General features: G+C 72.3%; 20 protein-coding genes. 6 read left to right on the top strand and 14 right to left on the bottom strand.

The genetic code is table 11. From position 1 onward, the window contains the following. Position 1: 1 nt before the first annotated feature. Positions 2–1807 (bottom strand): gamma-glutamyltransferase, encoded by a 1806-nt coding sequence (gene ggt / locus ACH4G3_RS03625; RefSeq protein WP_397622895.1) that lies wholly within the window; start codon positions 1805–1807, stop codon positions 2–4. Between the two features lie 104 nt (positions 1808–1911). Here ggt and ACH4G3_RS03620 point away from each other — a divergent pair, with 104 nt between their 5' ends. Beyond that, positions 1912–2667 carry a hypothetical protein gene (locus ACH4G3_RS03620; RefSeq protein ID WP_354746305.1) on the top strand — a complete coding sequence of 252 codons (756 nt, stop codon included), beginning with the start codon at positions 1912–1914 and terminating at the stop codon, positions 2665–2667. 117 nt (positions 2668–2784) lie between these two features. Further along, a complete protein-coding gene (locus ACH4G3_RS03615) occupies positions 2785–4353 on the top strand; it encodes a CocE/NonD family hydrolase (protein ID WP_397622894.1) in 1569 nt (522 codons plus the stop codon). A 223-nt stretch (positions 4354–4576) separates the two neighbouring features. On the opposite strand, the gene ACH4G3_RS03610 is transcribed toward ACH4G3_RS03615, so the two are convergent. After that, positions 4577–5320: an amino acid ABC transporter ATP-binding protein gene (locus ACH4G3_RS03610; protein WP_397622893.1), complete on the bottom strand. Its 744-nt coding sequence runs from the start codon at positions 5318–5320 to the stop codon at positions 4577–4579. A gap of 140 nt (positions 5321–5460) precedes the next feature. Next, on the bottom strand, positions 5461–5868 hold the full coding sequence (locus tag ACH4G3_RS03605) for a DUF6278 family protein (protein ID WP_020277080.1): 408 nt from the start codon (positions 5866–5868) through the stop codon (positions 5461–5463). Positions 5869–6088: 220 nt separating this feature from the next. Here ACH4G3_RS03605 and ACH4G3_RS03600 point away from each other — a divergent pair, with 220 nt between their 5' ends. Next, positions 6089–7855, top strand: coding sequence for an SGNH/GDSL hydrolase family protein (locus tag ACH4G3_RS03600; RefSeq protein ID WP_397622892.1), 1767 nt, complete (start codon positions 6089–6091; stop codon positions 7853–7855). Here the strand turns inward: ACH4G3_RS03600 and ACH4G3_RS03595 are convergent. From ACH4G3_RS03595 to ACH4G3_RS03580, 4 genes are all read right to left on the bottom strand, one after another. Continuing rightward, the gene (locus ACH4G3_RS03595) at positions 7852–8631 is read right to left on the bottom strand and encodes an exodeoxyribonuclease III (RefSeq protein WP_397622891.1); all 780 of its coding nucleotides are present in this window, start codon (positions 8629–8631) and stop codon (positions 7852–7854) included. The two genes, ACH4G3_RS03600 and ACH4G3_RS03595, sit on opposite strands and share 4 nt — an antisense overlap. Before the next feature lie 67 nt (positions 8632–8698). Further along, positions 8699–9334, bottom strand: coding sequence for an MBL fold metallo-hydrolase (locus ACH4G3_RS03590; RefSeq protein WP_397622890.1), 636 nt, complete (start codon positions 9332–9334; stop codon positions 8699–8701). 37 nt (positions 9335–9371) lie between these two features. After that, positions 9372–10694, bottom strand: a complete 1323-nt coding sequence (gene pcaDC / locus ACH4G3_RS03585; RefSeq protein WP_397622889.1) for a bifunctional 3-oxoadipate enol-lactonase/4-carboxymuconolactone decarboxylase PcaDC — start codon at positions 10692–10694, stop codon at positions 9372–9374. Positions 10695–10780: 86 nt separating this feature from the next. Continuing rightward, positions 10781–11524, bottom strand: a complete 744-nt coding sequence (locus ACH4G3_RS03580; RefSeq protein ID WP_397622888.1) for a class I SAM-dependent DNA methyltransferase — start codon at positions 11522–11524, stop codon at positions 10781–10783. Between the two features lie 265 nt (positions 11525–11789). Between ACH4G3_RS03580 and ACH4G3_RS03575 the strand changes: the two genes are divergently transcribed. Continuing rightward, positions 11790–13745: an SMI1/KNR4 family protein gene (locus tag ACH4G3_RS03575; protein WP_397622887.1), complete on the top strand. Its 1956-nt coding sequence runs from the start codon at positions 11790–11792 to the stop codon at positions 13743–13745. A 123-nt stretch (positions 13746–13868) separates the two neighbouring features. On the opposite strand, the gene ACH4G3_RS03570 is transcribed toward ACH4G3_RS03575, so the two are convergent. Then, the gene (locus ACH4G3_RS03570) at positions 13869–14444 is read right to left on the bottom strand and encodes a hemerythrin domain-containing protein (RefSeq protein WP_397622886.1); all 576 of its coding nucleotides are present in this window, start codon (positions 14442–14444) and stop codon (positions 13869–13871) included. 255 nt (positions 14445–14699) lie between these two features. Here ACH4G3_RS03570 and ACH4G3_RS03565 point away from each other — a divergent pair, with 255 nt between their 5' ends. Then, positions 14700–14960 (top strand): GlsB/YeaQ/YmgE family stress response membrane protein, encoded by a 261-nt coding sequence (locus ACH4G3_RS03565; protein ID WP_397622885.1) that lies wholly within the window; start codon positions 14700–14702, stop codon positions 14958–14960. A 16-nt stretch (positions 14961–14976) separates the two neighbouring features. Here the strand turns inward: ACH4G3_RS03565 and ACH4G3_RS03560 are convergent, their stop codons facing one another. The 5 genes from ACH4G3_RS03560 to ACH4G3_RS03540 all read right to left on the bottom strand — a co-directional run bounded on the left by ACH4G3_RS03560 (position 14977) and on the right by ACH4G3_RS03540 (position 22580). After that, positions 14977–17058: an SWIM zinc finger family protein gene (locus tag ACH4G3_RS03560; RefSeq protein WP_397622884.1), complete on the bottom strand. Its 2082-nt coding sequence runs from the start codon at positions 17056–17058 to the stop codon at positions 14977–14979. Next, positions 17055–19886 carry a DEAD/DEAH box helicase gene (locus ACH4G3_RS03555; protein ID WP_397622883.1) on the bottom strand — a complete coding sequence of 944 codons (2832 nt, stop codon included), beginning with the start codon at positions 19884–19886 and terminating at the stop codon, positions 17055–17057. Before ACH4G3_RS03555 ends, ACH4G3_RS03560 begins: the two co-directional genes overlap by 4 nt. 106 nt (positions 19887–19992) lie before the next feature. Further along, a complete protein-coding gene (locus ACH4G3_RS03550; protein WP_397622882.1) occupies positions 19993–20574 on the bottom strand; it encodes a sugar kinase in 582 nt (193 codons plus the stop codon). Continuing rightward, positions 20571–21719 (bottom strand): ROK family glucokinase, encoded by a 1149-nt coding sequence (locus ACH4G3_RS03545; protein ID WP_351411921.1) that lies wholly within the window; start codon positions 21717–21719, stop codon positions 20571–20573. Before ACH4G3_RS03545 ends, ACH4G3_RS03550 begins: the two co-directional genes overlap by 4 nt. A 123-nt stretch (positions 21720–21842) precedes the next feature. After that, the gene (locus tag ACH4G3_RS03540; protein ID WP_397623372.1) at positions 21843–22580 is read right to left on the bottom strand and encodes a GntR family transcriptional regulator; all 738 of its coding nucleotides are present in this window, start codon (positions 22578–22580) and stop codon (positions 21843–21845) included. Positions 22581–22708: 128 nt separating this feature from the next. On the opposite strand from ACH4G3_RS03540, the gene ACH4G3_RS03535 reads away from it, so the two are divergent. Further along, positions 22709–23731, top strand: coding sequence for a Gfo/Idh/MocA family protein (locus ACH4G3_RS03535; RefSeq protein WP_397622881.1), 1023 nt, complete (start codon positions 22709–22711; stop codon positions 23729–23731). A 36-nt stretch (positions 23732–23767) separates the two neighbouring features. Here ACH4G3_RS03535 and ACH4G3_RS03530 read toward each other — a convergent pair whose 3' ends face one another. Continuing rightward, complete coding sequence (locus ACH4G3_RS03530) at positions 23768–24445, bottom strand: response regulator (protein ID WP_397622880.1); 678 nt, start codon at positions 24443–24445, stop codon at positions 23768–23770. Positions 24446–24526: the final 81 nt, after the last annotated feature.

Below are 24526 nucleotides of genomic sequence, written 5' to 3'. Positions count from 1 at the left end.
GTCAGCGCACCGGCCGCACCACCATGGCCGACCCTCCCCCTCGCCGTACCGTCTCCGCCGCTGCCAGCCACTTCCCGCCCGGCAACCGCTGAACTCCCGTGGCCGCACCGATCTCCGGGTTCGCCTTGAAGGAGTGCCCGATCGCCTCCAACTGCTTCCTCAACCCGGCGTCGTCATATAGCCCGGGTTCCAGCTCGGTCTGCGCGGCGTTGCGCTGACTGGCCCGGGGCGCGGCGATCGCGTCGACCAGCGGCAACTTCCGGTCGAGGAACCCGACCAGCGTCTGCAGAACGGTCGTGATGATGGTCGCGCCACCGGGCGACCCGAGCGCCACCACGGGCCTGTCGTGCCGGTCGAGGACGATCGTCGGCGAGATCGACGACCGCGGCCGCTTCCCCGGCCCCGGCAGATTCGGGTCGTGCACGGCGGGATTCGCGGGGGTGAAGGAGAAGTCCGTCAGCTCGTTGTTGAGGAGGAACCCCCGCCCCGGCACGGTGATCCCGCTGCCGCCCGTCTGCTCGATGGTGAGCGTGTAGGCGACGACGTTCCCCCACTTGTCGGCCACCGTCAGGTGCGTCGTGCTGTCGCCCTCGTACGTCGTCGGAGCGGCCGTACCGCCGGAGCCGCACGCCTTCGGGTCGCGCGGATCACCCGGCGCCAGCGGGCTCTTCAGCACCGCGTCGTCCTTGATCAGACACTCGCGCGAGTCGGCGAACCGCTGCGACAGCAGTTCCCTGGTCGGTACGTCCTCGAAGGCCGGGTCGCCCACCCAGCGGCCCCGGTCCGCGAAGGCGATCCGGCTGGCCTCGATGTAGCGGTGCAGGTACTGCGCCTGGCTCGCCTTCGACAGGTCGGTCCGCTCCAGGATGTTGAGCGCCTCGCCGACGGTCGTACCGCCGGAGGAGGACGGCGCCATGGAGTAGACGCCGAGGCCGCGGTACGAGGACCTGGTGGGTGCCTGGAGCTTGGCCCGGTAGGCGGCCAGGTCCCTCTCGGCGAGGTCGCCGGGGCGGGCGTTCCAGCCCGAGGCGGGGTCCACGGGCGGCTTGTTGACCGTGTCGACGATGTCCCGGCCGATGTCACCGCGGTAGAGGACGCCGACGCCCTTGCGGGCCAGCTCCGCGTAGGTGCGGGCGAGGTCGGGGTTCTTGAAGGTGGAGCCGACGACGGGGAGCCGCCCGCCGGGCAGGAACAGCTCGGCGGTGTCCGGGAAGTAGCGGAAGCGGGTCTCGTTGGACGCCGTCTGCGAGCGGAAGGTCTCGTCGACGGTGAAGCCGTCACGGGCGAGGCGCTCGGCCGGCTTCAGGACGCTCGCGAGCGGCTTGCTGCCCCACTTGTCCAGTGCCGTCTGCCAGGTGGCGGGCGTGCCCGGAGTGCCGACGCTCAGGCCGCTGCTGACGGCCTGGGCGAAGGGGACGGGCTTGCCGTTCTCGACGAACAGGTTCTTGTCGGCGGTCAGCGGGGCGGTCTCGCGGCCGTCGATGGTGCGGACCGTGCGGGACTTGGCGTCGTAGTAGACGAAGTAGCCGCCTCCGCCGACACCGGCCGAGTAGGGCTCGGTGACACCGAGGGCGGCGGCCGTGGCGACGGCCGCGTCGACGGCGTTGCCGCCCTGGCGCAGGACCTCGATCCCGGCGGCGGAGGCGTCCCTGTCGACGCTGGAGACGGCGCCGCCGTAGCCGACGGCCAGGGGCGTTTTCTCACCGCCCGTGCGCTGCGCGGTGGGTGGCGCCGCAGCTCCCACCGACACCACCACGGCGGCCGAAACCGCCAGGACCGTCAGATTCCGTGCCACAGGGCGACGCATCCGCACCTCCAGTCAAAGGCCGTCCGCGCAGCTTAATTCATCGCCATGGTCGCGTCAGGAAGGCGTCGAACACCGGTGCGTCGGGCCCGCTACCATGCGCGCCCATGAATGACGACGTGCGCAACATCGTCCTGGGGGTGGTCGCGGCGGGTATCAGCGCCGCGCTCGGCTGGGTGACCCGCACCTACCTGTGGAGGCGCAAGCTCCGCCGGAAGCAGGCCTTCTTCGGACTGCCCGACAACTCGGAATCGCTGCTGGTGGTGAACCGGGGGGCCGGGGGCCCCGAGTTCGCCGTGATGCGCTACGACGTGTTCGCGCTGCTCGAACTCGCCGCGCTGATCAAGGACTGCAACGCCCACGCCCAGATCCTTCCGCACGACACGGCACGTCAGGGATTCGGTGAGCGCACCGAGTTCTGCGTGGGCGGCCCGGCGTCCAATCGCCGCATGGCGGCGCACCTGTCCTCCCTGCTGCCCGGTGTAAGGGTCAACGTCGACGCCGAACCGAGCCCGGACCGGGGCTCGTTCCTGGTCGGTTCCGAGCGCTACCGCGTGGAGAACGGCAAGGAGGAGTACGCGCTGCTCGCCCGGCTCACGGCGGAGCGCAGCCAGCACACCCGTCCCGTGTTCCTGTTCTGCGGCCAGACGTCGATAACCAACCAGGCCACCACCCGCTATCTCGCCCGCCATCACGAGCGCCTGGCGCGCAAGTACGGCAACAACTCGTTCGTGCTGCTGCTGAAGGTGATCAATTCGCAGGCGTACGGGCCGGATGTCGTCGAGTTGGTGGAGGACGTGACGCGTGCGGCGCAGACGCCGCTGCCCGCTCCGGCTCCACGGGGCAACCACCGGGCCTCCTGAAGTCCTCCACTTCTCAACAATCGTTACTGCCACGTAACTTACCGACGGGTTACCACTGGTAAGGGGGCGAGGTTACCGTCTGGTCACTTTGTCACTGACACGAGTGAGGAGTGACCCGTGGGACACCACCGCAAGGCCCTGCGCACCACCGCCGTAGGCGCCGTCTCGGCGACCCTGGTCGCCGGCACAGCCCTCGGACTCGCCCCCACCGCACAGGCGGCGCCGAACCCGGTCCGGTTCGTCGACATCGCGGGCGACGGCGGCACCGTCCTCAAGGCCAACGTCGTCACCCCGGCCGGCGCCGACGGCACACGCCGCTACCCGCTGCTCGTCATGCCCACGAGCTGGGGGCTGCCCCAGGTCGAGTACCTGGCCCAGGCTCAGAAGCTCGCAGATTCGGGGTACGTGGTCGTCACCTACAACGTGCGCGGCTTCTGGCAGTCGGGCGGCGAGATAGAAGTCGCGGGCCCGCCCGACGTGGCCGACGCCTCGAAAGTCATCGACTGGGCGCTCGCCCACACGCCTTCGGACGCCGGGCACATCGGCATGGCGGGCGTGTCCTACGGCGCCGGCATCAGCCTGCTCACCGCCGCGCACGACAAGCGCGTCAAGGCGGTCGCCTCGCTGAGCGGCTGGGCCGACCTGATCGACTCGATCTACTCCGGGCGCACCCAGCACGTCCAGGCGGCCGCCCTGCTGGACGGCGCGAGCGTGGTGACGGGCCGGCAGAGCGCCGAACTCCGTCAGACCTTCGACGACTTCTACGCCTCCAACCTGGCGAAGGAGCCGGAACTCGTCGCCTGGGGGAAGAAACGTTCCGCTGCGACCTACGTCGACCAGATCAACAAGAACGGCACGGCGATCATGCTCGCCAACGCCTGGGGCGACACGGTCTTCCCGCCCAACCAGTACGCCGACTTCTACGAGAAGCTGACCGGCCCGAAGCGGCTGGAGATGCGGCCCGGAGACCACGCCACCGCCGAGCTGACCGGCCTGTTCGGGCTGCCCAACGACGTGTGGAAGGACACCGAGCGCTGGTTCGACCACTACCTGCGGGGCGAGGACAACGGCATCGACCGGGAACAGCCCGTCCAGCTCAAGTCCCGCTCCGCGGGCGGCTACGAGGGCTACCCGGACTGGAAGTCGGTCGCCGCGACCGACCGGAAGCTCGCCCTCGCGGGCACGACCACGATCCGCACCAACGTGAACTCGGGGGCCGACGGCGGAGTCGTCTTCCTGTCGAGCATCCTCGACCAGGTGGCCCAGCTGCCCCCGATGGCCTCGATCCCCCTGCTCCCCCGCCGCTGGGCCGCCGTATGGCAGTCGGAGAAGTACGCCACGGCCCAACGGGTGCGCGGAACGGCAAAGTTGCACACGACCCTCACTCCGACCAAGGAGAGCGGCACCCTCGTCGCCTACCTGTACGACGTGGGGCCGCTCGGCCTCGGCAAGCTGGTCACCAACGCGCCGTACACCTTCCACGGGCGCACCCCCGGAAAGCCGTTCGGCGTCGACCTGGAGCTGTACTCCACGGCCTACGACGTCCCGGCCGGGCATCGCCTCGCCCTGGTCGTCGACACGGTCGACCCGCTCTACATCGAGCACAACCCGTCCGGCGCGCAGCTGACCTTCTCCTCGCCGGCGAACGACCCGTCGTACGTGTCGGTTCCGCTGCGCGAGCAGTGATCTCCGGCTGCCGCCGGACGGGCCTGGCCGATGTGAACCGCCGCCCCCGTGGCCGACGGGGCCGTGGGGGCCGCACCCGGTGGGAATGGCCCGCGGACCGGGCGGGCGGTCTGCTCATCCCGGGCGGGATCGGCGGAATTCGGCGAAGTCCCCCTCTCCGACAGGGATGAAGGGCACATCGTAGTCGAGGTCCGATGCGATGAGCCGTCCGGTGCCTGCCCGTTCAGTGCTTGAGGATCTTGGAGAGGAAGTCCTTGGCGCGGTCGCTGGTGGGGTTGGTGAAGAACTCGTCGGGGGTGCGGTCCTCGACGATGCGGCCGTCGGCCATGAAGACGACGCGGTTGGCGGCCGAGCGGGCGAAGCCCATCTCGTGCGTGACGACGATCATGGTCATGCCGTCGCGGGCCAGTTGCTTCATGACCTCCAGCACCTCGTTGATCATCTCCGGGTCGAGGGCGGAGGTCGGCTCGTCGAAGAGCATCGCCTTGGGTTCCATGGCAAGGGCGCGGGCGATGGCCACGCGCTGCTGCTGGCCGCCGGAGAGCTGCGCCGGGTACTTGTCCGCCTGGTCGGCGACGCCGACCCGGTCGAGCAGTTCACGGGAGCGCTTGTCGGCGTCCTCCTTCTTGCGGCCGCGCACCTTGACCTGCCCCAGCGAGAGGTTCTGCAGGACGGTCTTGTGGGCGAAGAGGTTGAACGCCTGGAAGACCATGCCGACATCGGCGCGCAGCCGGGCCAGCGGCTTACCCTCCTCCGCCAGCGGCTGCCCGTCGAGGACGATCTCCCCCGACTCGATGGTCTCCAGACGGTTGATCGCCCGGCACAGGGTCGACTTTCCCGACCCCGAGGGGCCGATGACCACGACCACCTCCCCCCGGCCGACGGTGAGGTTGATGTCCTGCAGGACATGCAGCTCCCCGAAGTGCTTGTTGACGTCACGCAGCTCGATCAGCGGATCGATGGCCATGCTCAGCCCTACTCACTCTCAGCTGTGTGGTGGTTGCCGCAACGTATCCAGGCAAGATCGGACTTGTCGGGCGACACGCACTTTTCGATCATTAGCCGTATTTACGGCGAACTTTGGGCCAATGGTTGTGGCCATGGGGCTCACGACTCCGCGACTTCCGCGTACAGCTGGGACAGCTCGGGCACGCCGTTCGCGGCCCACTCGTGACCGGAGTCGACCACGTCGAACTCCCGGCCGGAGGCGAGCCGCACGACGGGCTGCCCGTCGTGCCGGATCTCCCAGGCGGCTCCCGGTACGGTGCGCACGATGACGGTGCCCAGGTAGAGCCCGGCGTCGTTGCCGAGCCAGGTCAGGGTCTCCTCGTCGTCCCGCCAGAGTGGCACGAGCTGGTCCAGCGCCTCCAGCGAGACCGCCGAGTCGTCCAGCCGGACACCCGCCCGGGACGCCTGGGAGCGGAGCAGTTCACACTCGGCGAGGAGTTCCGCGATGCCCGCCGGATCGGGCACCCCGAGCTTCCGGCGCCGGTTGCCCAGGAAAGGGATGTTCATACGTCCAGCGTGTCATTCGTACCGCCGTACGCACCACAGGCGCGCGGGCTCGCCGGGTCCTGACGAGTTCACGCCGAGTTCGCGCAGGGCTCGTTGACGGGTCCCTGAAGTCTCCCTAGTTTCACCAGGCGTCGTGCGTCTCGGCTTTCGTCGTGTCTTCTGTTCCGTTGCTGCGTTTCGTCTTGTCGCGTCGTGTGTCGATGAGCGGGAGGAGTCGGCCGTGCGCCGATGTGTCCGGGGGATCCTGGTCGTCCTGACCCTGTGCGGGTCCCTGGTGCCGGCGGTCTCGGCGCGGGCCGTCGAGGAGCGGCGGGCCGCGCCGGTGCCGCTTGAGCGGCTGTTCGACAACATCGCCGTCAGCGACGACGGCCGGCCCGCGCAGGCCGACTTCGACGGTGCCGGAGCCTCCCTGTCCGCGCGGGACCTCACGGCCGCGGGCTGGACGCCCGGCCGCGGCCTGACCGTCCAGGGGGCCCGGCTGACCTGGCCGCGGCGGCAGCCCGGCGAGCCGGACAACGTCCTCGCCGCCGGCCAGGACGTACGGGTCACGGGGCGCGGCGACGCCCTCGCCTTCCTGGTGGCGGGCACCGCCGGCACCGAGACCGGCGGCCCGGGCATGATCACATATGCGAACGGCACCCGCTCCGGGTACCGGCTGACCGCGCCCGACTGGCGCACCGGGCCGCTCGCCACGAAGGCGGTGGCCCTGCCGCACATCAACACGCCCAGCGGGCAACTCGCCGAGCGGGCCCGCCTGTACGTCGTGACGGTGCCGCTGGTCCCGGGGCGCCCGGTCGCGTCGGTCCGGCTGCCGCGCGCGGCCGGGCTGCATGTCTTCGCGGTGTCGGTACGGACCTCGACACGGGGCTGGACGGGCAGCTGGACGACGTCGGCCGGGGGCTACGGCGCGGTGGGGCCCTGGACCGACCGGACACTGCGGCTGGTCGTGCACACGTCGGCGGGCGGGCCCCGGGTGCGGGTGCGGTTCGACAACACCTTCGCGGCGGCGCCCGTCCGCATCGGCAGCGCGACGGTCGCCGTGCGGGCGTCGGGCGCGGCGGCGGGCGGGACACCGGTGCGCCTGTCCTTCGGCGGTGCGCAGGGCGTGGAGATCCCGGCCGGGGCCCAGGCGTACAGCGATCCGCTGGGATTCGCCGTCCCGTCGGACGCCGACCTGCTGGTGAGCTTCCATCTGCCCGGCACGGTGGCGGCGGCGCCCGTGCACCGGCTCGCGCAGCAGCGGTCGTACGTCAGCGGACCGGGCGACCACGCGGCGGACGCCTCCGGCGACCCCTACACCTCGGTGATCACCAGCTGGCCGCTGCTCGCCGGGGTCGACGTGAGCGGCGGGCCCGGGTCCGTGGTGCTGCTCGGGGACTCGATCACCGACGGCGACAAGTCCACGGTGGACGCGAACCGGCGGTGGCCGGACGTGCTGGCCGGCCGGCTGCTGGCGCAGAGCGAGGTACCTCGCTACGGAGTGCTGAACCAGGGCATCTCGGGCAACCGTGTGGTCACCGACCGGTATCCCGGCGACGGGGTGTCCACGGACGCGGCCGGGGTGAGCGCCCTGCACCGGTTCGACCGGGACGTCCTCGCCCAGCCGTCGGCACGGACGGCGGTCGTCTTCGAGGGCATCAACGACATGCGCTGGGGCACCTCGGCGGAGCAGGTGATCACCGGGCTGCGGGAGCTGGCGGCTCGCGGGCACGCCCGGGGCGTCAGGATGCTCGCGGCGACGATCCTGCCGTGCGAGGGCGAGGCGCGCTGTACGGCCGCCGTCGACGCCGAGCGGGTCGCGGTGAACGAGTGGATCCGGGACGGCGGGGTCTTCGACGGCGTGCTCGACTTCGACGCGGTGGTCCGGGACCCGGGGCGGCCGTCCCGGATCCTGCCCGCGTACGACAGCGGGGACCATCTGCACCCGGGCGACGCGGGACTCGCCGCCCTGGCGGACTCGGTCGACCTGGAGCTGCTCCGGTCCTAGACGTCGAGGTCCACCACGACCGGGGCGTGGTCCGACGCGCCCTTGCCCTTGCGCTCCTCGCGGTCCACGTACGCGTCCTTGACCGCCTTCGTGAACGGCGCGTTGGCGTACACCAGGTCGATGCGCATGCCGCGGTTCTTCGGGAAGCAGAGCTGGCGGTAGTCCCAGTAGGTGAACGGGTGCTCGTACTTGAGGGGCCGCGGGACCACGTCGGACAGGCCCGCCTCGCGCAGGGACGCGAGGGCGGCGCGCTCGGCCGGGGTGACGTGGGTGGAGCCCTCGAAGGCGGCGCGGTCGAAGACGTCGTCGTCCGTCGGCGCCACGTTGTAGTCACCCATCACCGCGAAGGGGCGGCTGCCGGACGCGTCACCGGCGACGGCGGCCTTGAGGGCCTCGAACCACTGGAGCTTGTAGGCGTAGTGGGGGTGGTCCACCTCACGGCCGTTCGGCACGTAGACCGACCAGACGCGGAGCGGGCCGCACGTCGCCGAGATGGCGCGGGGCTCCACCGAGCCGTCGAAGCCGGGGTCGCCGGGCAGGCCCTTGACGACGTCCTCGATGCCGACGCGGGACAGCACCGCCACGCCGTTCCACCGGCCGGTCGCGTGGACCGCCGACTCGTAGCCCAGCTCGCGCAGCTGCTCCGTCGGGAACTGGTCCTCGGCGACCTTGGCCTCCTGGAGGCACAGCACGTCCGTGCCGCTGCTCTCCAGCCAGGCCAGGAGCCTCGGCAGGCGGGCGGTGATCGAGTTCACGTTCCAGGTCGCGATGCGCATGTCCCACAACCTACCCGGCGGGTCTGACAACGCGGCCCGGTCCCCCGGGGGCCTCGGATCCCGGGCCTCAGACCTCGGCGGAGTCCCCCGGTGTCAGCCGCAGGTGCTCCGAGCCGCCGAGCTGCCCGATCTGGCGGTCGTAGATCGGGCGGGCCAGGTCGGTGAGCAGGGCGTCGTGGATGTCGTAGGCGCGCTGCGGCTTCACCTCGCGGACGTAGTCGATGACCTCCGAGATCTTGCTCCAGGGGGCCATCACCGGGAGCATCAGCGTCTCCACCCGGTGGCCGGGGACGGTGAGGGCGTCGCCGGGGTGGAAGACCTTGCCGCCGTCGACGAGGAAGCCGACGTTGGTGATCCGCGGGATGTCCGGGTGGATCACCGCGTGGAGCTCGCCGTGGACCTGGACGTCGAAGCCGGCGGCGGTGAAGGTGTCGCCGTGGCCGACGGTGTGCACGCGGCCGGGGAACGCCGAGGAGATCTTCTCGGCGACGGACTTCAGGGTCCAGATCTGCGCGGCCGGGTTGTTCTCCATCGCGGCGCGCAGCCGGAACTCGTCGAAGTGGTCGGGGTGCTCGTGGGTGACGAGGATCGCGTCCGCGCCGAGCGCGGCGTCCTCCTCGCTGAACCCGCCGGGGTCGAGGACGAGGGTGCGGCCGTCCTTCTCGAGGCGGACGCAGGCGTGCGACTTCTTCGTGAGCTTCATGACTCCATCCTGCCTCCGCGCTCCCCGGCGGGCTCACTCACTCCTGGGGCGTGGTCTCCTCGCGGATGACCTGCTGGGCGACCTTGAACGCGCTGTTCGCGGCGGGCACGCCGCAGTAGACGGCCGCCTGGAGCAGCACCTCCTGGATCTCACCCGGGGTGAGGCCGTTGCGCAGGGCGGCGCGGGTGTGGAAGGCCAGCTCGTCCAGGTGGCCGCCGGCGACCAGGGCGGTGAGGGTGACACAGCTGCGGGTGCGCCGGTCGAGGCCGGGGCGGTTCCAGATCTCGCCCCAGGCGTAGCGGGTGATGAACTCCTGGAAGTCCCCCGAGAACTCGTCGGCCTGTTCCAGCGCCCGGTCGACGTGCGCGTCGCCCAGCACCTCACGGCGGACCTTGAGCCCGGCGTCGTAGGGGTCGGGCCGGCCCTGGGGCTGCGGCGGTACGACCGGCGCGATCTCGGCGACGGGGCCGGTCTGCAGGGGCTGCGCGGGCGCGGCGGACAGGACCGGCTTCACGGCGGCAGCGGGCAGGGCGGTCTGGCCGGTGGAGGTCTCGAAGACGGGCTGCCAGGCGGTGGAGAAGTGCCGCACCAGCAGGTCGGTGACGGCCGCGGGCTGCTCCACCGGCACCAGGTGGGAGGCGCCCGGGACGACGGCGAGGCGGGCGTCCGGGATGCCGGCGACCAGGGTGCGGGCCTCGGCGGGACCGGTGACCTGGTCGTCCGATCCGACGAGGACCAGCGTCGGCACACCGACCCGCCCGAGCTCGGCACGCACGTCGAACGAGGCGAGCGCCTCGCAGGCGGCGATGTAGCAGCCGGGGTCGGTGGTGCGCACCATCTGCACGGCCCACTCGGTGATCGCGGGCTGCGCGGCGGCGAACCCGCCGGTGAACCAGCGCTCGGGCGCGGTACGGGCGATGGGGTCGAGGCCGTTCGTGCGGACGATCACGCCTCTCTGCCGGAACTCGTCGGCCGTGCCGAAGCGCGGCGAGGCGGCGATCAGCGCGAGGGAGGCGAGCCGCTCGGGGTGGCGCAGGGCCAGCTCGATGCCGACCGCCCCGCCGAGCGCGCAGCCCGCGTAGCCGAAGCGGTGCACGCCGAGCCCTTCCAGGGTGGCCAGCAGCCGGGTGGTGAGGTCGGTGACCGAGCCCGCCGGGTACGCGGGCGCGCCGCCGTGCCCCGGCAGGTCGAACCGGAAGACGCGCCACTGCTTGATCAGCTCGGGGACCTGGCGGTCCCACATGTGCCATGTGGTACCCAGTGAGGGACCGAGGATCAGGACGGGGGCCTCTTCCGGCCCGTCAAAGCGGTATTGCAGGGTTTCGACGTTCTTCTGACTCACCCGATCACGCTCCCACATCACACATTCTCCGCGGGAGCGGGGGCGCAGACCCGCGCCAGACCTCCACGTCCTGGTGCACACACCAGGGTTTCGTGGTGGCGAAGTCAGTGGTCCGGCCGGTATCGGTAGACGGAGACGTGAGAACGCGAGTCGGCGGTGAATTCGGCGCCGGTCCAGTCCGCGTGCCTGCTCTCCAGCTCGAATCCGGCCAGCTGCGCCATGAGGTCGAGTTCGGCCGGCCAGATGTAGCGGTGCGGGGTGCGGGACAGCTCGGCCTGGCTGGTCTCGCCGAATCGGAAGTGGTGCGAGACGACGTGCTGGTTCAGGACGTCGTAGGTGTCCAGTCCGATGTAACCGGCCTCAGAGTTCCAGACCACGGCCGTCTGCCCCGGTGGCAGCTTGCGCAGCTCCGGTACCCAGAGCTCGATCACGAACCGGCCGCCGGACGTGAGGTGGCGGGCGGCGTTACGGAAGCACTCGACCTGCTCGGCCTGGGTGAGGAGGTTGGAGATGGTGTTGTAGACGAGGTAGACCAGCGTGTACGTCCCCGGGGCCGTGGAGGTCGTCATGTCACCGATGACCACGGGGATCGTCGCTTCGTCCGCCTTGGTGCGCAGCTGGTCGACCATCGGCCGCGACAACTCGATGCCGGTGACCGGTACTCCCCGCTCGGCGAGCGGCACGGCCACCCGGCCGGTGCCGACAGCGAACTCGAGCGCCGCTCCGTCGCCCGCGATTTCTGCGAGGCGGTCCACGGTCGGCCCGAGGATCTCGGGCGCGAACATGCCCGTACCGGGGCTGTCATAGCGTTGGGCGGCATCGGCGTCCCAGAGATTCTCCTGCTCCATACCGCCAGCCTTCGCCGTCGGCCCGAGCGATGTCCACCGATTATGGGCCCGCTGTCAGGCAGCCACGTGGATCACGCGTACGGCGAGGTCCGGTTTCGGCTTCGGCTTCGGCTTCGGCGTGCCACGGTTGCGAGGACGTCATGGCCCAGCCGCTGGATGACGGGGCGCCCTTCCCACCTGCGACTGTGGCTGGAAGGGGGCGGAGAGTGCCACCGGCCGCAGCAGGCACGGAGCGTTGTCAGTGGTGGGTGGCAGCATCGGGCACATGACGGACACCACGGCATTCGACTGGCGGTCCTTCCTGCTCAGGTGGAGCGGGGAGTGGGCAGATTCCCTGCCCGACGACGACATGCGGAGTGCGGACGACGAGGCCGCGCGGCGGGCGCGCTGGCTCGGGTTTCCGGCCGCGCCGGAGGAGCGGATCGCGGCCATGGAGGAGCGCCTCGGCCGACGGATGCCCCCGTCGTACCGGGAGTTCCTCAAGGTCAGCGACGGGTGGCGGCACGCGGGCGGGTTCGTGTGGCTGCTGGCGGGGACCGAGGACGCGCACTGGCACGACAACGAGTCGGGGCTGGCGGACCTGTTCGAGGAGTACCTGGACGAGGACGCCGACCCGGAGCAGCGGCGGGAGGCGGACATCTGGCGGCGCGGGCTGCAGCTGGACGTCGAGTCCGACGCCACCCACGTTCTCCTGGATCCCGAGGACGTGGATGAGGACGGTGAGTGGGCTGTCTACACGTGGGCGAGCTGGCTGGCCGAGCCACCCGAGCGCCACGCGAATTTCCTCGAGTTCATGCGGGACGTGTACCGGGGGTTCCACAGCCTGCGCGCGCGAGGCGGTGACGAGGAGCCGGTGTTCGTCAACGACACGACACGGGAGCTGGACTCCATGGTGGAGGAGGCCCGGCTGGAGGCGCTTCGCGGCGGCTGGGAACGGGCCGGGGAGGCCCTGGACGAGGCCAAGGAGTACGGCAGACCACGAGCCGCCGGGCTGGGCGATCAGATACGCCGCCTGCTCGGACAGACCTACATGGTGTACTTCGACGGGCTGGCCACCGACCCGCGGTACGCTGCCGAGCTGATGCCACCCCTGGTCTCCGAGCACGCGGCGCACTCGTACCGGGACGACTCCACGCTGACGTTCCATCTGCGGGGCGCCGACGAGGACTTGGTGTCGCTGGCTCACGCGACGCTGGATCAGGTGCGCAACGGCACGTACCGGTACACGGCGGCCGGACCGTTCGGGGAAGCGGTCGAGCGGGCGCGGGAGCTGGCGCGGTGGGGAGACACCGACGGGGCATGGCGGACGCTGAGGGACGCTCTGCCGCTGTGGGAGCCGCTGGGACCTGATCATCTGGCGCCGCTGGGATGGGTGGCCGACCCCGTGCTCGGGCCGCTGCTGACCCCGGAGCGGGGCCGCGAGCTGCTGTCCACGCCACGGGGCGGGCAGACCGGCGAGGTGCCGGGGCCGACGGCCGGGCTCGACCCGGGTGACCTGGCGTGGCTCGCGGAGCCGGACCCCGGCAACAACCGCACGTCCTACCGGTTCGTCCTGGTGGAGGCGGTGGAGCCGGAGGAGTTGCCCGAACGGCTCGCGGACGGGGACGGGGACGGCACCGTGCTGAACGAACCCATGACCTCCTGGGAGGCGCGCCGCAGATCGCTGGACGAGCGGCGGGAGTTCTCGTCCTACGACGACAGGGCTCTCATGGCGGTCGGCCGGGCCGGCACCGGCTGGAGTTTCGCTTTCGACGGTAATCCCGCCCCGTTCGACCAGCGGCGGTTCGTCTCCCCGGCCGCCGCCGCCAGTGAGGGCACCCGCGCGGTGGTGGTGTGGAGCGGCCTGAGGAAGAGTCACGGGGAGCGGTTCTTCCACCTTTCGGTGGCGCTAGACGGTGCCGAGCAGTACGCGTTCACGTACGCGGACGGAGAGGTCCGGTCAAGCGGGGAGATACCGCGGCCGCTGGATCCGAGCCGGTTCTTCGGTGGTCCGGCGGACGGCGCCGGGGCGGAACGGTCGCTGCTGGAGGCGGTGGCCGGGGAGTTCGGTGCCCAGCTGCCGCGTCACGCGATCGTGAACGGGCGGCTGCACACGTTCGCCACCCGTTCCTGGACGCGGCCGCCCAGGGACGGAGAGACGTACATGGTGATCCGCATACACGATGAAGCCCCACGCCCGGGGGACGGAAAGCGGCCGGGAGGCGACGGGCACCAGGAGTGACGTGGTGGGGCGCGCCCCAAACCGGGCGTCGGGCGGGGCCGGTGACGGCAACCGGGCCGGAGCCGATGATGCGGGGCCGGCCGGGCGGCACAGCCGGTTGCCCTCACCCATCGGCTCCTCCGGTCATCCGGCCCCGGGGTCTTGCTTTCCGCGCCCGGTGAGCATGTCGCGCAGGCGGTCGACCATGCCTGTGCCGGGCGCCAGGAGTTTGTTCGCGGGCGGCGTGTCCGGCGCGGACGGGTGCGGACGGGTCGGAGCATGCTTCTTGGCGGACCGGGCCTTCTCCCCGAGCTTCTCCAGGGCATCGGCGGAGCAGACGTCGGCCAGCATCGGGAAGAGCCGGTTCTCCTCGTCGTTGACATGCGCCGTGACGGCAGTCTTCAGCCGCAGGATCAGCGCGTCGAAACGCCCGTCCCCGGGCCGGCAGTCCTCGAGCTCCTTGAGCATGCGCTCGACTTCGCCGTGATCGGCGATCTCCTTGTCGGCGAGGTCGTCTCCCCCGTCGACGTACCGGCGCACCGCCGGGTACAGGTACTCCTCCTCGGCCACCGAGTGCCGGATCAGCTCCATGGTGAGCCGGTCCGCCAGTTCGCGCCGCTGCTCATCGGCCTCGGGCAGTGCTTCGATCTGCGAGAAGAGGTCCTCCACCTCGCGGTGATCCGCGGTCAGTTCCTGGATGACGTTGCCACCGTGTCCCATGGGTTCTCCACTCCTTGTCGTCCCGAGGCCGGGTATCCACCGGCTCACCGCCCAGCACGGATACCTGCCACGCCCGCACCCACAACCTCACGCCGGTCCAGCACTTCACTCCGGTGGCCGACAGGCTCCGGCCGCGGCCGCTCGAGTTGCGTCCCATGACCGGTGTGAAGGTCCGTGTGACAGACGACGCTTATGACGGACTTCGGCGGGAACACGGAGTCGTGCCCAAAAGGGCAACGAATGGAAGGAGTTGTCGTGTCGTTCCTGTGGGCCATCATCGCTGGGCTCGTCATCGGCCTGCTGGCCAAGCTCGTCCTTCCCGGACGTCAGCCCATCCCCCTGTGGCTGACGGTCCTCATGGGCATCGTCGGCGCCGTCGCCGGCAACGCGCTCGCCACCGCATTCGGTGTGCGCGACACCGGCGGTATCGACTGGATCCGTCACGTCTTCCAGGTCGGCATCGCCGCCGTCCTCATCGGCTTCGTCACCCCGCTGTGGGCCCGACGACGCGCCTGACACCGCGCCGGGTGACTCAGAGGTCGCTCGGTATGCCGAGGCCCGTCAGGGCGCCGACCGGGTCCAGGTCGGGGGTGCCCCGGGGCCACCAGTCCTCGTCGCCCGGCTCGGACTCGTAGGCGTACCACAGGCCGTCGCGGCCGAGGCGGAGCTGCACATGGCCCTGGGGGTGGGTGAGGTGGTTGCGCCAGGGGCGGAAGGCGGGCAGGTCCGCGGCGAGGAGCAGCGGACGGGCCCGGTCGAACCGGCCGGCCGGCGGATCCCACGGCTCCTCCAGTACGGCGAGGCCCTCCGGTCCGCCCTGGCGCCAGGCGGCGACCGCGCGGGCCAGCTCGGACGGGGTGCGGCCCGCCGCGGAGGCGAGGGAGGAGTAGAGCGCCCGGGTGCCCGCGGTGAGCCCCGAGCCGGGGCGGGCCGCGGCCAGGCGGACCGCGTCCTCCCAGAGCGTCAGCTGCCCGACCGGATCACGGCCCGTGGTGAGCAGCGCGTGGGCCCGGGCGGCGGCGTCCGTGGCCAGCTGGTCCAGCGCGAACGGGTCCGGGCCGCCGGGGGCCGCCGGGTAGGCCGGGGGCTGCTCGGGGTGCGGGGGCGGGGGCAGCGGCGCCGGCAGGGGCGGGAGGGCGCGCGGCGCGAGCACCTCACCGGCCCGCACTCCGGGGAGCGGCGCCGGTCCCCTGTCCTGCGCGGCGCGCGCCGCACGGGTGGCACTCAACCGGGACAGCGCGTCGAGCAACTCGCGTTCGCCCCGGCCGCGCAGCAGGAGCAGGACGAAGGGGTCGGCGTCGAGCAGCCGCGCGGTCTGGTAGCAGAGGGCGGCGGCGTGCTTGCAGGGGTGGCCCCGGTCGGGGCAGCTGCACCGCGGTTCCAGATCGCCCGGTCCCGGCAGCAGGGGCACGCCGCAGTCCGCGAGGGACTGGGGCATCTCCTTGTCGAGGAGTGCCGCGATGTGCCCGGGCCGGTCGGCGGCGGCGTCCAGGAACCGCTCCCAGTCCTGGTCGTCCAGCGTGCGCAGCCGCACCTGCACGCGGTACGGGCGCGGACGGCTGCCCCGCACGTACGCCAGCACCAGGCCGGGCGTCACGGTGATGGCGTCGACATTGCCCTGCCCGGCATAACCCCGCCCGCGCTCCAGCCGCTTGGCGTCCAGCGCGCCCTGCTCCAGCGCGGCGACCCACGCGTTGCCCCACCAGCTCTCGGCGAAGCCCTTGCCTTCCGGGTCCCGGGGCGGGAAGGCGGGAAAGGTACGGCGGAGCTCGGTGTCGCGGTCGGGGGCGGCCATGGAGTGGGTGATCCGAGGAGTCTCGGGTCGGGTGGCTGAGGGGGTGGGGGTGCGAGTGGGGTCGGCGCGGCTGTGAGGCGAGTCGGGCAGGCCGTGGGGCGAGCGCTCGGCGGTTTCGTCAGGGCCCTCGGGCGCCGCCTCCGACTCGTCCGTGTCCGCGGGCATTCGGAAAGCGTCGGCCAGCAACTTCCGTACGTCCCGCACTCCCCCGCCGACGGCGTGCCCGCGCGCCTGCCGACCGGCCCTGGGCCGCTCTCCCGCACGCCCGTGCCGCGACCGGCGTCCCGCACTCTCCGCCTCTTCCCGGGCCCGCCGCGCGTCCTGCCGTGCTGCACGCAGTGCCTCGCGCGCGATATCCGCCGCGTTCGTCCCCGGGCCCTCGTCGTCACCCACGGCCGGGCTGTCCGCTGGTGCAGCGGCGGGCTGGTCCTCCACGACAGCGGAAGCACCGGCCGAGTGCGTCCCGGCCGGGGACTTCCCCGGGGCGCGGGAACGGTCCGGCCCGGCGGAGGCGCCGGAACTGCTGGGCCCGACAGAGGCGCTGGAATTGTCCGCCCCGTCCGAGGCCCCCGCCCCCTCCGGGGCGCCGGAACCGTCCGCCCGGCCGGCAGCGCCGGAACTGTCCGGCCCGCCGGAGGCATCCGAACTGACCGCCCTGCGCAGTGCCTCGCGGGCCACGTCTGCGGGACGGGGGGCTTCCTCCTGGCCGGTGGGCCGCTCGGACGGGTGGGGAGCGGAGGGCGTCTCCGGGTTCCGGTGGGCCTGTTCCCGGGCCGCCCGCAGGGCCCGGCGGGCCTCGTCGGCCGGACTGGGCGTCATGGCGTCCTCCGCAGGGAGACCAGGTCGGACAGCTCACGGTCCGTCAGTTCGGTGAGGGCCGACTCGCCGGAGCCGAGGATCGCGTCGGCGAGGGCGCGCTTGGCCTGGAGCATCTCGGCGATGCGGTCCTCGATCGTGCCCTCGGTGATGAGGCGGTGGACCTGGACGGGCTGGGTCTGGCCGATGCGGTAGGCGCGGTCGGTGGCCTGTTCCTCGACGGCCGGGTTCCACCAGCGGTCGAAGTGGACGACGTGGCCCGCGCGGGTGAGGTTGAGGCCGGTGCCCGCCGCCTTGAGGGACAGCACCAGGACCGGGGTCGAGCCGGCCTGGAAGCGGTCGACCATGCGCTCCCGCTCCGGTACCGGCGTGCCGCCGTGGAGGAGGTCGACCGGGACCGCCCGGGTGGCCAGGTGGGAGGTGATGAGGCGGGCCATGCCGACGTACTGGGTGAAGACCAGGGCGGATCCGTCTTCGGCGAGCAGCGTGTCCAACAGCTCGTCCAGCAGCGCGAGTTTGCCGGAGCGGGCGGCGAGCCGGTCGCCGCCGGCCCGGGCGGGCTCCTCCTTCAGGTACAGCGCCGGGTGGTTGCAGATCTGCTTCAGCGACGTCAGGAGCTTCAGCACCAGGCCCCGGCGTGCCATGCCCTCGGCGGTCTCGATGGCGAGCATCGACTCGCGCACCACCGCCTCGTACAGCGCGCCCTGTTCACGGGTGAGCGGCACCGGGTGGTCGGTCTCCGTCTTGGGCGGCAGCTCGGGGACGATGCCCGGGTCGGACTTCTTCCGGCGCAGCAGGAAGGGCCGGACCAGGCGGGCCAGGCGCTCCACGGCCTCCTCGTCCTCGCCGTTCTCCACGGCCCGGGCGTGCCGGGCGCGGAAGGACTTCAGCGGGCCGAGGAGGCCCGGGGTGGTCCAGTCGAGCAGGGCCCACAGCTCCGACAGGTTGTTCTCGACGGGTGTGCCGGTCAGGGCGACGCGCGCGGGGGACGGGATCGTGCGCAGCGCCTTGGCCGTGGCCGAGTAAGGGTTCTTGACGTGCTGCGCCTCGTCGGCGACGACCATGCCCCACGTCTGCCCGGCCAGGACGGGGGCGGCGGAGCGCATCGTGCCGTACGTGGTGAGGACGAAGCCGCCGTCCAGGTCGTCGAGGCTGCGGTCCGGGCCGTGGAAGCGGCGGACGGGGACGCCGGGTGCGAAACGGGTGATTTCCCGCTGCCAGTTGCCCAGCAGCGAGGCCGGGCAGACCACGAGGGTGGGCTCGCGGCGGGCCCGCTTCAAGTGCAGGGCGATGAGCGTGACGGTCTTGCCGAGACCCATGTCGTCGGCGAGGCAGCCGCCGAGGCCGAGGGAGGTCATCAGGTCGAGCCAGGCCAGGCCCCGGAGCTGGTAGTCGCGGAGGGTGGCGTGCAGGCCCGGCGGCGGTGCGGCCGGGCGTACTCCCGCGGTGAGGCGGTCGCGCAGGGCGGCCAGCGCGCCGGCCGGTACGGCCTCGACCGTCTCGCCGTCCACGTCGGCGGTGCCGGTGAGGGCGACGGACAGCGCGTCGACCGGGTCGAGCAGCCCCAGGTCCCGCTTGCGGGCCTTGCGGACGAGGGCGGGGTCGACCAGCACCCACTGGTCGCGCAGCCGGACGACCGGGCGGTGGGCCTCGGCGAGGGCGTCCATCTCGCTCTCGGTGAGCGGGTCGCCGCCGAGCGCCAGCTGCCAGCGGAACTGGAGCAGATCCTCGCTCTCGAAGAAGCCGGTGCCGTCGGTCGCCGAGCCGGGGGCCGGCCGGACCACCGCAGCGGCCGAGAGATCCTGGGCCAGATCCCGGGGCCAGTGCACGGCGACGCCGGCCGCGGCGAGCCGGGTGGCAGCGACACCGAGCAGGTCGCTCAGCTCCTCCTCCGTCAGCGCCAGCACGTCGGGCACGTCCTGGTCGCAGAGCCGGTCGAGCGGAGGCCAGACCCGGGCCGCGCGGCGGACGGCGAGGGCCGCGTCCACCCGGGCGCGCGGGCCGAAGGCGTCGTCCGCCTCGCCCGCCCACAGCGCCGCCGCGTCGGCGACGAGGGTGGGGTCGGCGAGGCTGTGCACCTGGACGACCGCGGCGCCGGCGCCGCGTGCTCCGCCGTCGAAGGTGTCGTCGAACAGGTCGTACGCGGAGAGGTCCAGCCGGAGCGAGATCCGCACGCCGGCGTCCATGCCGGCGGCGACCTCGGCGGCCCAGTCGTGGGCGTGCGGCAGGTGCTGGGCGTCGCGGGCCGCGAAGGGTCTGCCGGTGGCGTGGGGTGCGGCCGGGGTGCGCGGCAGGGTGTCGGCGACCGCGTCGAGGAACGCGCGTACCAGCGCTTCCGGTTCGGGCAGGCGGATCGGGCCCGGGCCGGGCAGCGGGACGGCATGCCCCTCGTACGGCAGGGCGGCGGCCACCGCGCGCAGGTGCGCGATGTCGTCCGGGTCCAGCGGGCCGGCGCGCCAGGCGTCGTGGCCCGTGGGTGTCAGACCGGGCAGCAGCCGGCCGCGCGCGGTCAGCCGCAGGGCGTGCAGGGCCGCGGCGCCCCAGCAGGCGGTGGCCGGGTGGGCCGCGGGGTCGCGCCGGGCGCGGACCAGCAGCGGAAGGGCTTCGTCCAGCGGGAGGGACAGTGCCGGGGTGGTCCGCCGCCGGACCGCGGCGCCGTGCCGTCGTACGACCGTGAGCTGTGTGTCGTCGGTGGGCAGGGTCTCGCCCTCGGGGTCCCAGAAGGCGATGCGCCCGTCGCGTGGGAGGGGTGCGGGCAGGAAGACGGCCGGGAGCCGGACCGGAACCGTCGCGTCCCCCGCCCGCTCGGCCACCGCAGCCGTGTCGCCCATACGTCCTGTCACCTCCCGCCCACGTGTCGGATCAGTTGTCTCCGACTCTACGGGCGGGGTCTGACATTCGGCCCCGACGACCCCGACGGCCGAGCACGGCCTCGGGTCAGGGCACCGTCCGCGACACGACGTACACCCAGGGATACGCCGGGTTGGACAGGTCGACCACCACGTCGTGCGTGGGTGCGGGGTTCTTCTGCCGGTGGACGAAGCCGTACCAGGAGTCGCCCTCGGGGAACTTCCAGCCGGTGACCTTGCGGTCGCGGGCGCCGATGGTGATGTGGTCCTTCTCCAGGTCCTTCCGGGTCACGCCCAGGCCTGTCAGATAGGCGTCCAGACCGGCCGCGTTGGTCTCGAACTGGGCGTACAGGCGGCTGGTCTTCCAGTTGTTGGTCTCGTAGTACGCCACGTGCCAGGCCGGGTGCGGGACGGGCACCTGGTAGATCCGGCGCTGGAGCTTGGACGGCCAGCCCGCGGTCAGGCCGGTCGCCGAGTACTTCGCCTCCTTGTCCTTGCCGCTGTCCCGGCTCTGGTTCGCGGAGATCACCAGGTAGCCGGCCGGAACGCCGATGAGCAGCACGATGATCAGGAGGGTGAGCGCCCTGCGGCGGATCATGTGGCGGCGGTCCTCGGCCGGGCGTTCCTCCCCCTCCGGCCACGAGCCCTGGTGCGGCAGCGAGGTGGTCACAGCGTCTCCTGGGTACTGCGGAGGGACTGCGCGTACCGCTCGTAGCGCTCGTACCGCTCCACCCGGCGGCGCTTGGCGCGCCGGAAGCGGCGGGCGACCAGCCGGGCCAGGTCGGCGGCGCCGACCATGCCGGCCTCGGGGCCGAGCTGGGCCCGGGCGATACGGGCCTCGGGGCGGTAGCCGCGGCCGGTCAGATGCCTGCGGAAGGCGTCCCTCGCGGGGCCGATCAGCAGGTCGTCGGCGGCCGAGACGCCGCCGCCGATGACGAAGCAGGAGGGGTCGAGGGCGGCCGCGAGGTTGGCGATGCCGACGCCGAGCCACTGGCCGATGTCCTGGAGCAGCTCGATGCACATGGCGTCGCCCTCGCGGGCCAGCTCGGTGATCATCGGGCCGGTGATGTCGGAGATGTTGCCCTTGACGTGCTCGATGATCCCGTACGCCACCGGCGAGTCGGCCGCGGCCAGCTCGCGCGCCTCGCGGACCAGGGCGTTTCCGGAGCTGTACTGCTCCCAGCAGCCGCGGTTGCCGCACGGGCAGCGGTGGCCGCCGGGCACGACCTGCATATGGCCGAACTCGCCGGCGACGCCGTACTTGCCGCGCTTGACCTGCCCGTCCTCCAGGATCGCGCCGCCGATGCCGGTGCCCAGCGTGATCATCACGAGGTGGTCCTCGCCGCGGCCGGCGCCGAAGCGCCACTCGGCCCAGGCGGCGGTGTTGGCGTCGTTGTCCACGAGGACCGGGACCGACAGGCGGCTGGCGAGGCGGTCCCTCAGGGGTTCGTTGCGCCAGGACAGGTGGGGGGCGAACAGCACGCGGTTGCGGTCGGCGTCGACCCAGCCGGCCGCGCCGATGCCGACGGCGTGCACGTCGTGCCGGTCCGAGAGGTCCAGGACCAGCTCGGCGATGGTGTCCTCGACGACCTTGGGGCTCTTGGACTTGTCCGGCGTCTCCGTGCGGACCTTCTCCAGGATGTTGCCGTCGGCGTCGACGACGCCCGCCATCACCTTCGTACCGCCGATGTCGATGCCGACCGTCGGTACGCGGGGTGCCGTCAGGTGTGAGCGGCGCTCCCGGGTGCCGACGGTGCGGAGCACGGTGGCACGGCGGGAGCCGATGGGGGCGGTGAAGTCGCGGTAGGTGCTCATCGCCGCCGATTCTGCCTCACGGGGAGGCAGGGTGCGGAGCGGGGGAACAACCCACCGTTGCCGTGTGCGGGTGCGTGGGGGCTGATCGCGCAGTTCCCCGCGCCCCCGAGAAACGCGCCGCCCTCAGGTCCTCACAAGAAGCTGGAACTCGAACGAGTAGCGCGTCGGGCGGTAGGTGTGTGTGCCGTATTCCACTGCTCGGCCCGTGTCGTCGAACGTGACGCGTTGCATGGTGAGCAGCGGGGCCCCCGCCTCCTCCGCCAGTCGTTCCGCCTCCTCCGCCGTCGCGGCCCGGGCGCCGATCGACTGGCGGGCGCTGTGGAGGGTGATTCCCGCCGCCCGCATCAGGCGGTAGAGGCCCGTGGTCTCCAGTTGGGCGGTGTCGAGGTCGATGAGGCCGGGAGGCAGGAAGTTGCAGAGGTAGGCCATGGGCTCGCCGTGGGCGAGGCGCAGGCGTTCCACGCGGTGGACGTCGCTGTCCTCGGCGACGCCGAGTGCGGCGGCGACCTCGGCGGAGGCGGGGACGAGCGTGTTGACGAGGACCTTGGTGGCCGGGCGCTGGCCCGCCGCCTCCAGGTCGTCGTAGAGGCTGCTCAGCTCCAGCGGGCGTTTGACCTGGCTGTGCACGACCTGGGTGCCCACGCCGCGGCGGCGGACGAGGAGGCCCTTGTCGACGAGCGACTGGATGGCCTGGCGGACGGTCGGCCGGGACAGGCCGAGCCGGGCGGCGAGTTCGATCTCGTTGCCCAGCAGGCTGCCGGGGGTCAGCGTGCCGTGCTCGATCGCGGCCTCCAGCTGCTGGGACAGCTGGAAGTACAACGGCACGGGAGAGCTGCGGTCCACGCTCAGCTCGAGCTGCACGGTCGGGTCCACTTCTGGTTTCGGCACGGGCCGAGCGTAGCTCCGTGCGTTGTTGACGGGAAGTTGTGTAGTCAGATTGTCCGGACATTCCGATTGACAGGGGAGGGCTGGGCACGCACTTTGTTTTCATGCGCATCGGCGTCATCGGTACGGGCCGCATCGGCACGATCCACGCGAACACGCTCAGCCGGCACCGCGACGTGGGCTCCCTGATCCTCACGGACGCGGACGCGTCGCGGGCCCAGGAACTGGCGCACCGGCTGGGTGAGACGGCCGCGCCCGGCGTGGAGGAGATCTTCCGCTGGGGGGTCGACGCCGTGGTGATCACGACGGCGACGTCGGCCCACGCCGAACTGATCGGTCGGGCAGCACGCTCGGGCCTGCCGGTGTTCTGCGAGAAGCCCATCGCGCTGGACCTGCCGGGGACGCTGAGCGCGATCGCCGAGGTCGAGACGGCCGGGACGGTGCTCCAGATGGGCTTCCAGCGCCGCTTCGACGCCGGCTACCGGGGCGCCCGCGAGGCCGTACGCTCCGGCAGGCTGGGGCGGCTGCACACCGTACGGGCGCTGAGCAGCGACCGGACGCCGCCGCCCGCGGCGTGGCTGCCGCTGTCCGGCGGGCTGTACCGGGACACGCTGATCCACGACTTCGACGTGCTGCGCTGGGTGACGGGCCGGGAGGTGACGGACGTCTACGCGGCGGGGTCGGACGCCGGGCCCGCGATGTTCCGCGAGGCGGGCGACGTCGACACCGGCGCCGCGCTCCTCACCCTCGACGGCGGCACGCTCGCCACGGTCACCGGCGCCCGGCTGAACGGGGCCGGCTACGACGTGCGCATGGAGCTGGCCGGGGAGCTCGACCAGATCGTGGTCGGCCTGGACGACCGTACGCCGATCGCGTCCACCGAGCCGACCGGACCGCCGGCCGCGGACAAGCCCTGGACCGGCTTCCTGGAGCGCTTCGGCCCCGCCTATGAGGCGGAGCTGAACGCCTTCGTCGAGGTCGTGCGGGGCGAGCGGGCCAACCCCTGCGACGGGCGCGAGGCCCTTCAGGCGCTGCGTGTCGCCGAGGCGTGCGAGGTGTCGCGCCGGGAGCGCAGGCCGGTGCACCTCGCGGAGATACCCGGCGGGGCCGCCTCGGCCTTCGGGTAACGGCGGGGCGGCGGTGCCGCGAGCCCGGCGGGCCGGTCAGTGCCCCTCCTGTTCCTCCTCCAGGAGTCCCGCGTCGTACGCCAGCAGCGCGATCTGCACGCGGTTGTTGAGGTCGAGCTTGGCCAGGATGCGGGAGACGTGCGTCTTGACCGTGGCGACGCTCATGAAGAGGCCGGTGGCGATCTCGGCGTTGGACAGGCCCCGGCCGACCGCGACGGCGACCTCGCGCTCGCGGTCGTTGAGGGCGGCCATGCGTTCACGCGCACGTGTGCGGCGGGTGTCGGCGGCGGTGCCGACCGCGTGCTGCATCAGCTGGCGGGTGACGGTGGGCGACAGGACCGGGTCGCCGGCCGCGACCCGGCGTACCGCAGCGAGGATCTCGGCCGGCGGGGTGTCCTTGAGGACGAAACCGGCGGCGCCCGCGCGCAGCGCCCGCAGGACCTGTTCGTCGGCGTGGAAGGTGGTGAGGACCACCACCTGCGGGGCGTCCTCGCGGGCGCGCAGCCGCTCCGTGGCCGTGAGACCGTCCACCGTCGGCATCCGGATGTCCATGAGCACGACGTCCGGCCGGGTGCGGTCGACGAGCGCCTCCACCTCGCCGCCGTCGGCCGCCTCGCCGACGATGTCGATGTCGTCGGCTCCGCCCATCATGAAGGACAGTCCGGCCCGCACCAGCGGATCGTCGTCGACGAGGAGCAGTCTGATCGCAGTCATGGGCCTTACGTAATCACGGTCGGGGCGGACGCGGGGCCCGGACGCCGACGCCGGGCACCACCCCGGCCAGGTCAACTCCGG

Origin of the sequence: Streptomyces afghaniensis, from assembly GCF_044327915.1 — a bacterium.
Lineage (GTDB): Bacteria > Actinomycetota > Actinomycetes > Streptomycetales > Streptomycetaceae > Streptomyces > Streptomyces afghaniensis.
Note: the sequence above shows the minus strand (reverse complement) of the source record. Positions and strands in the feature narration are given on the sequence as shown.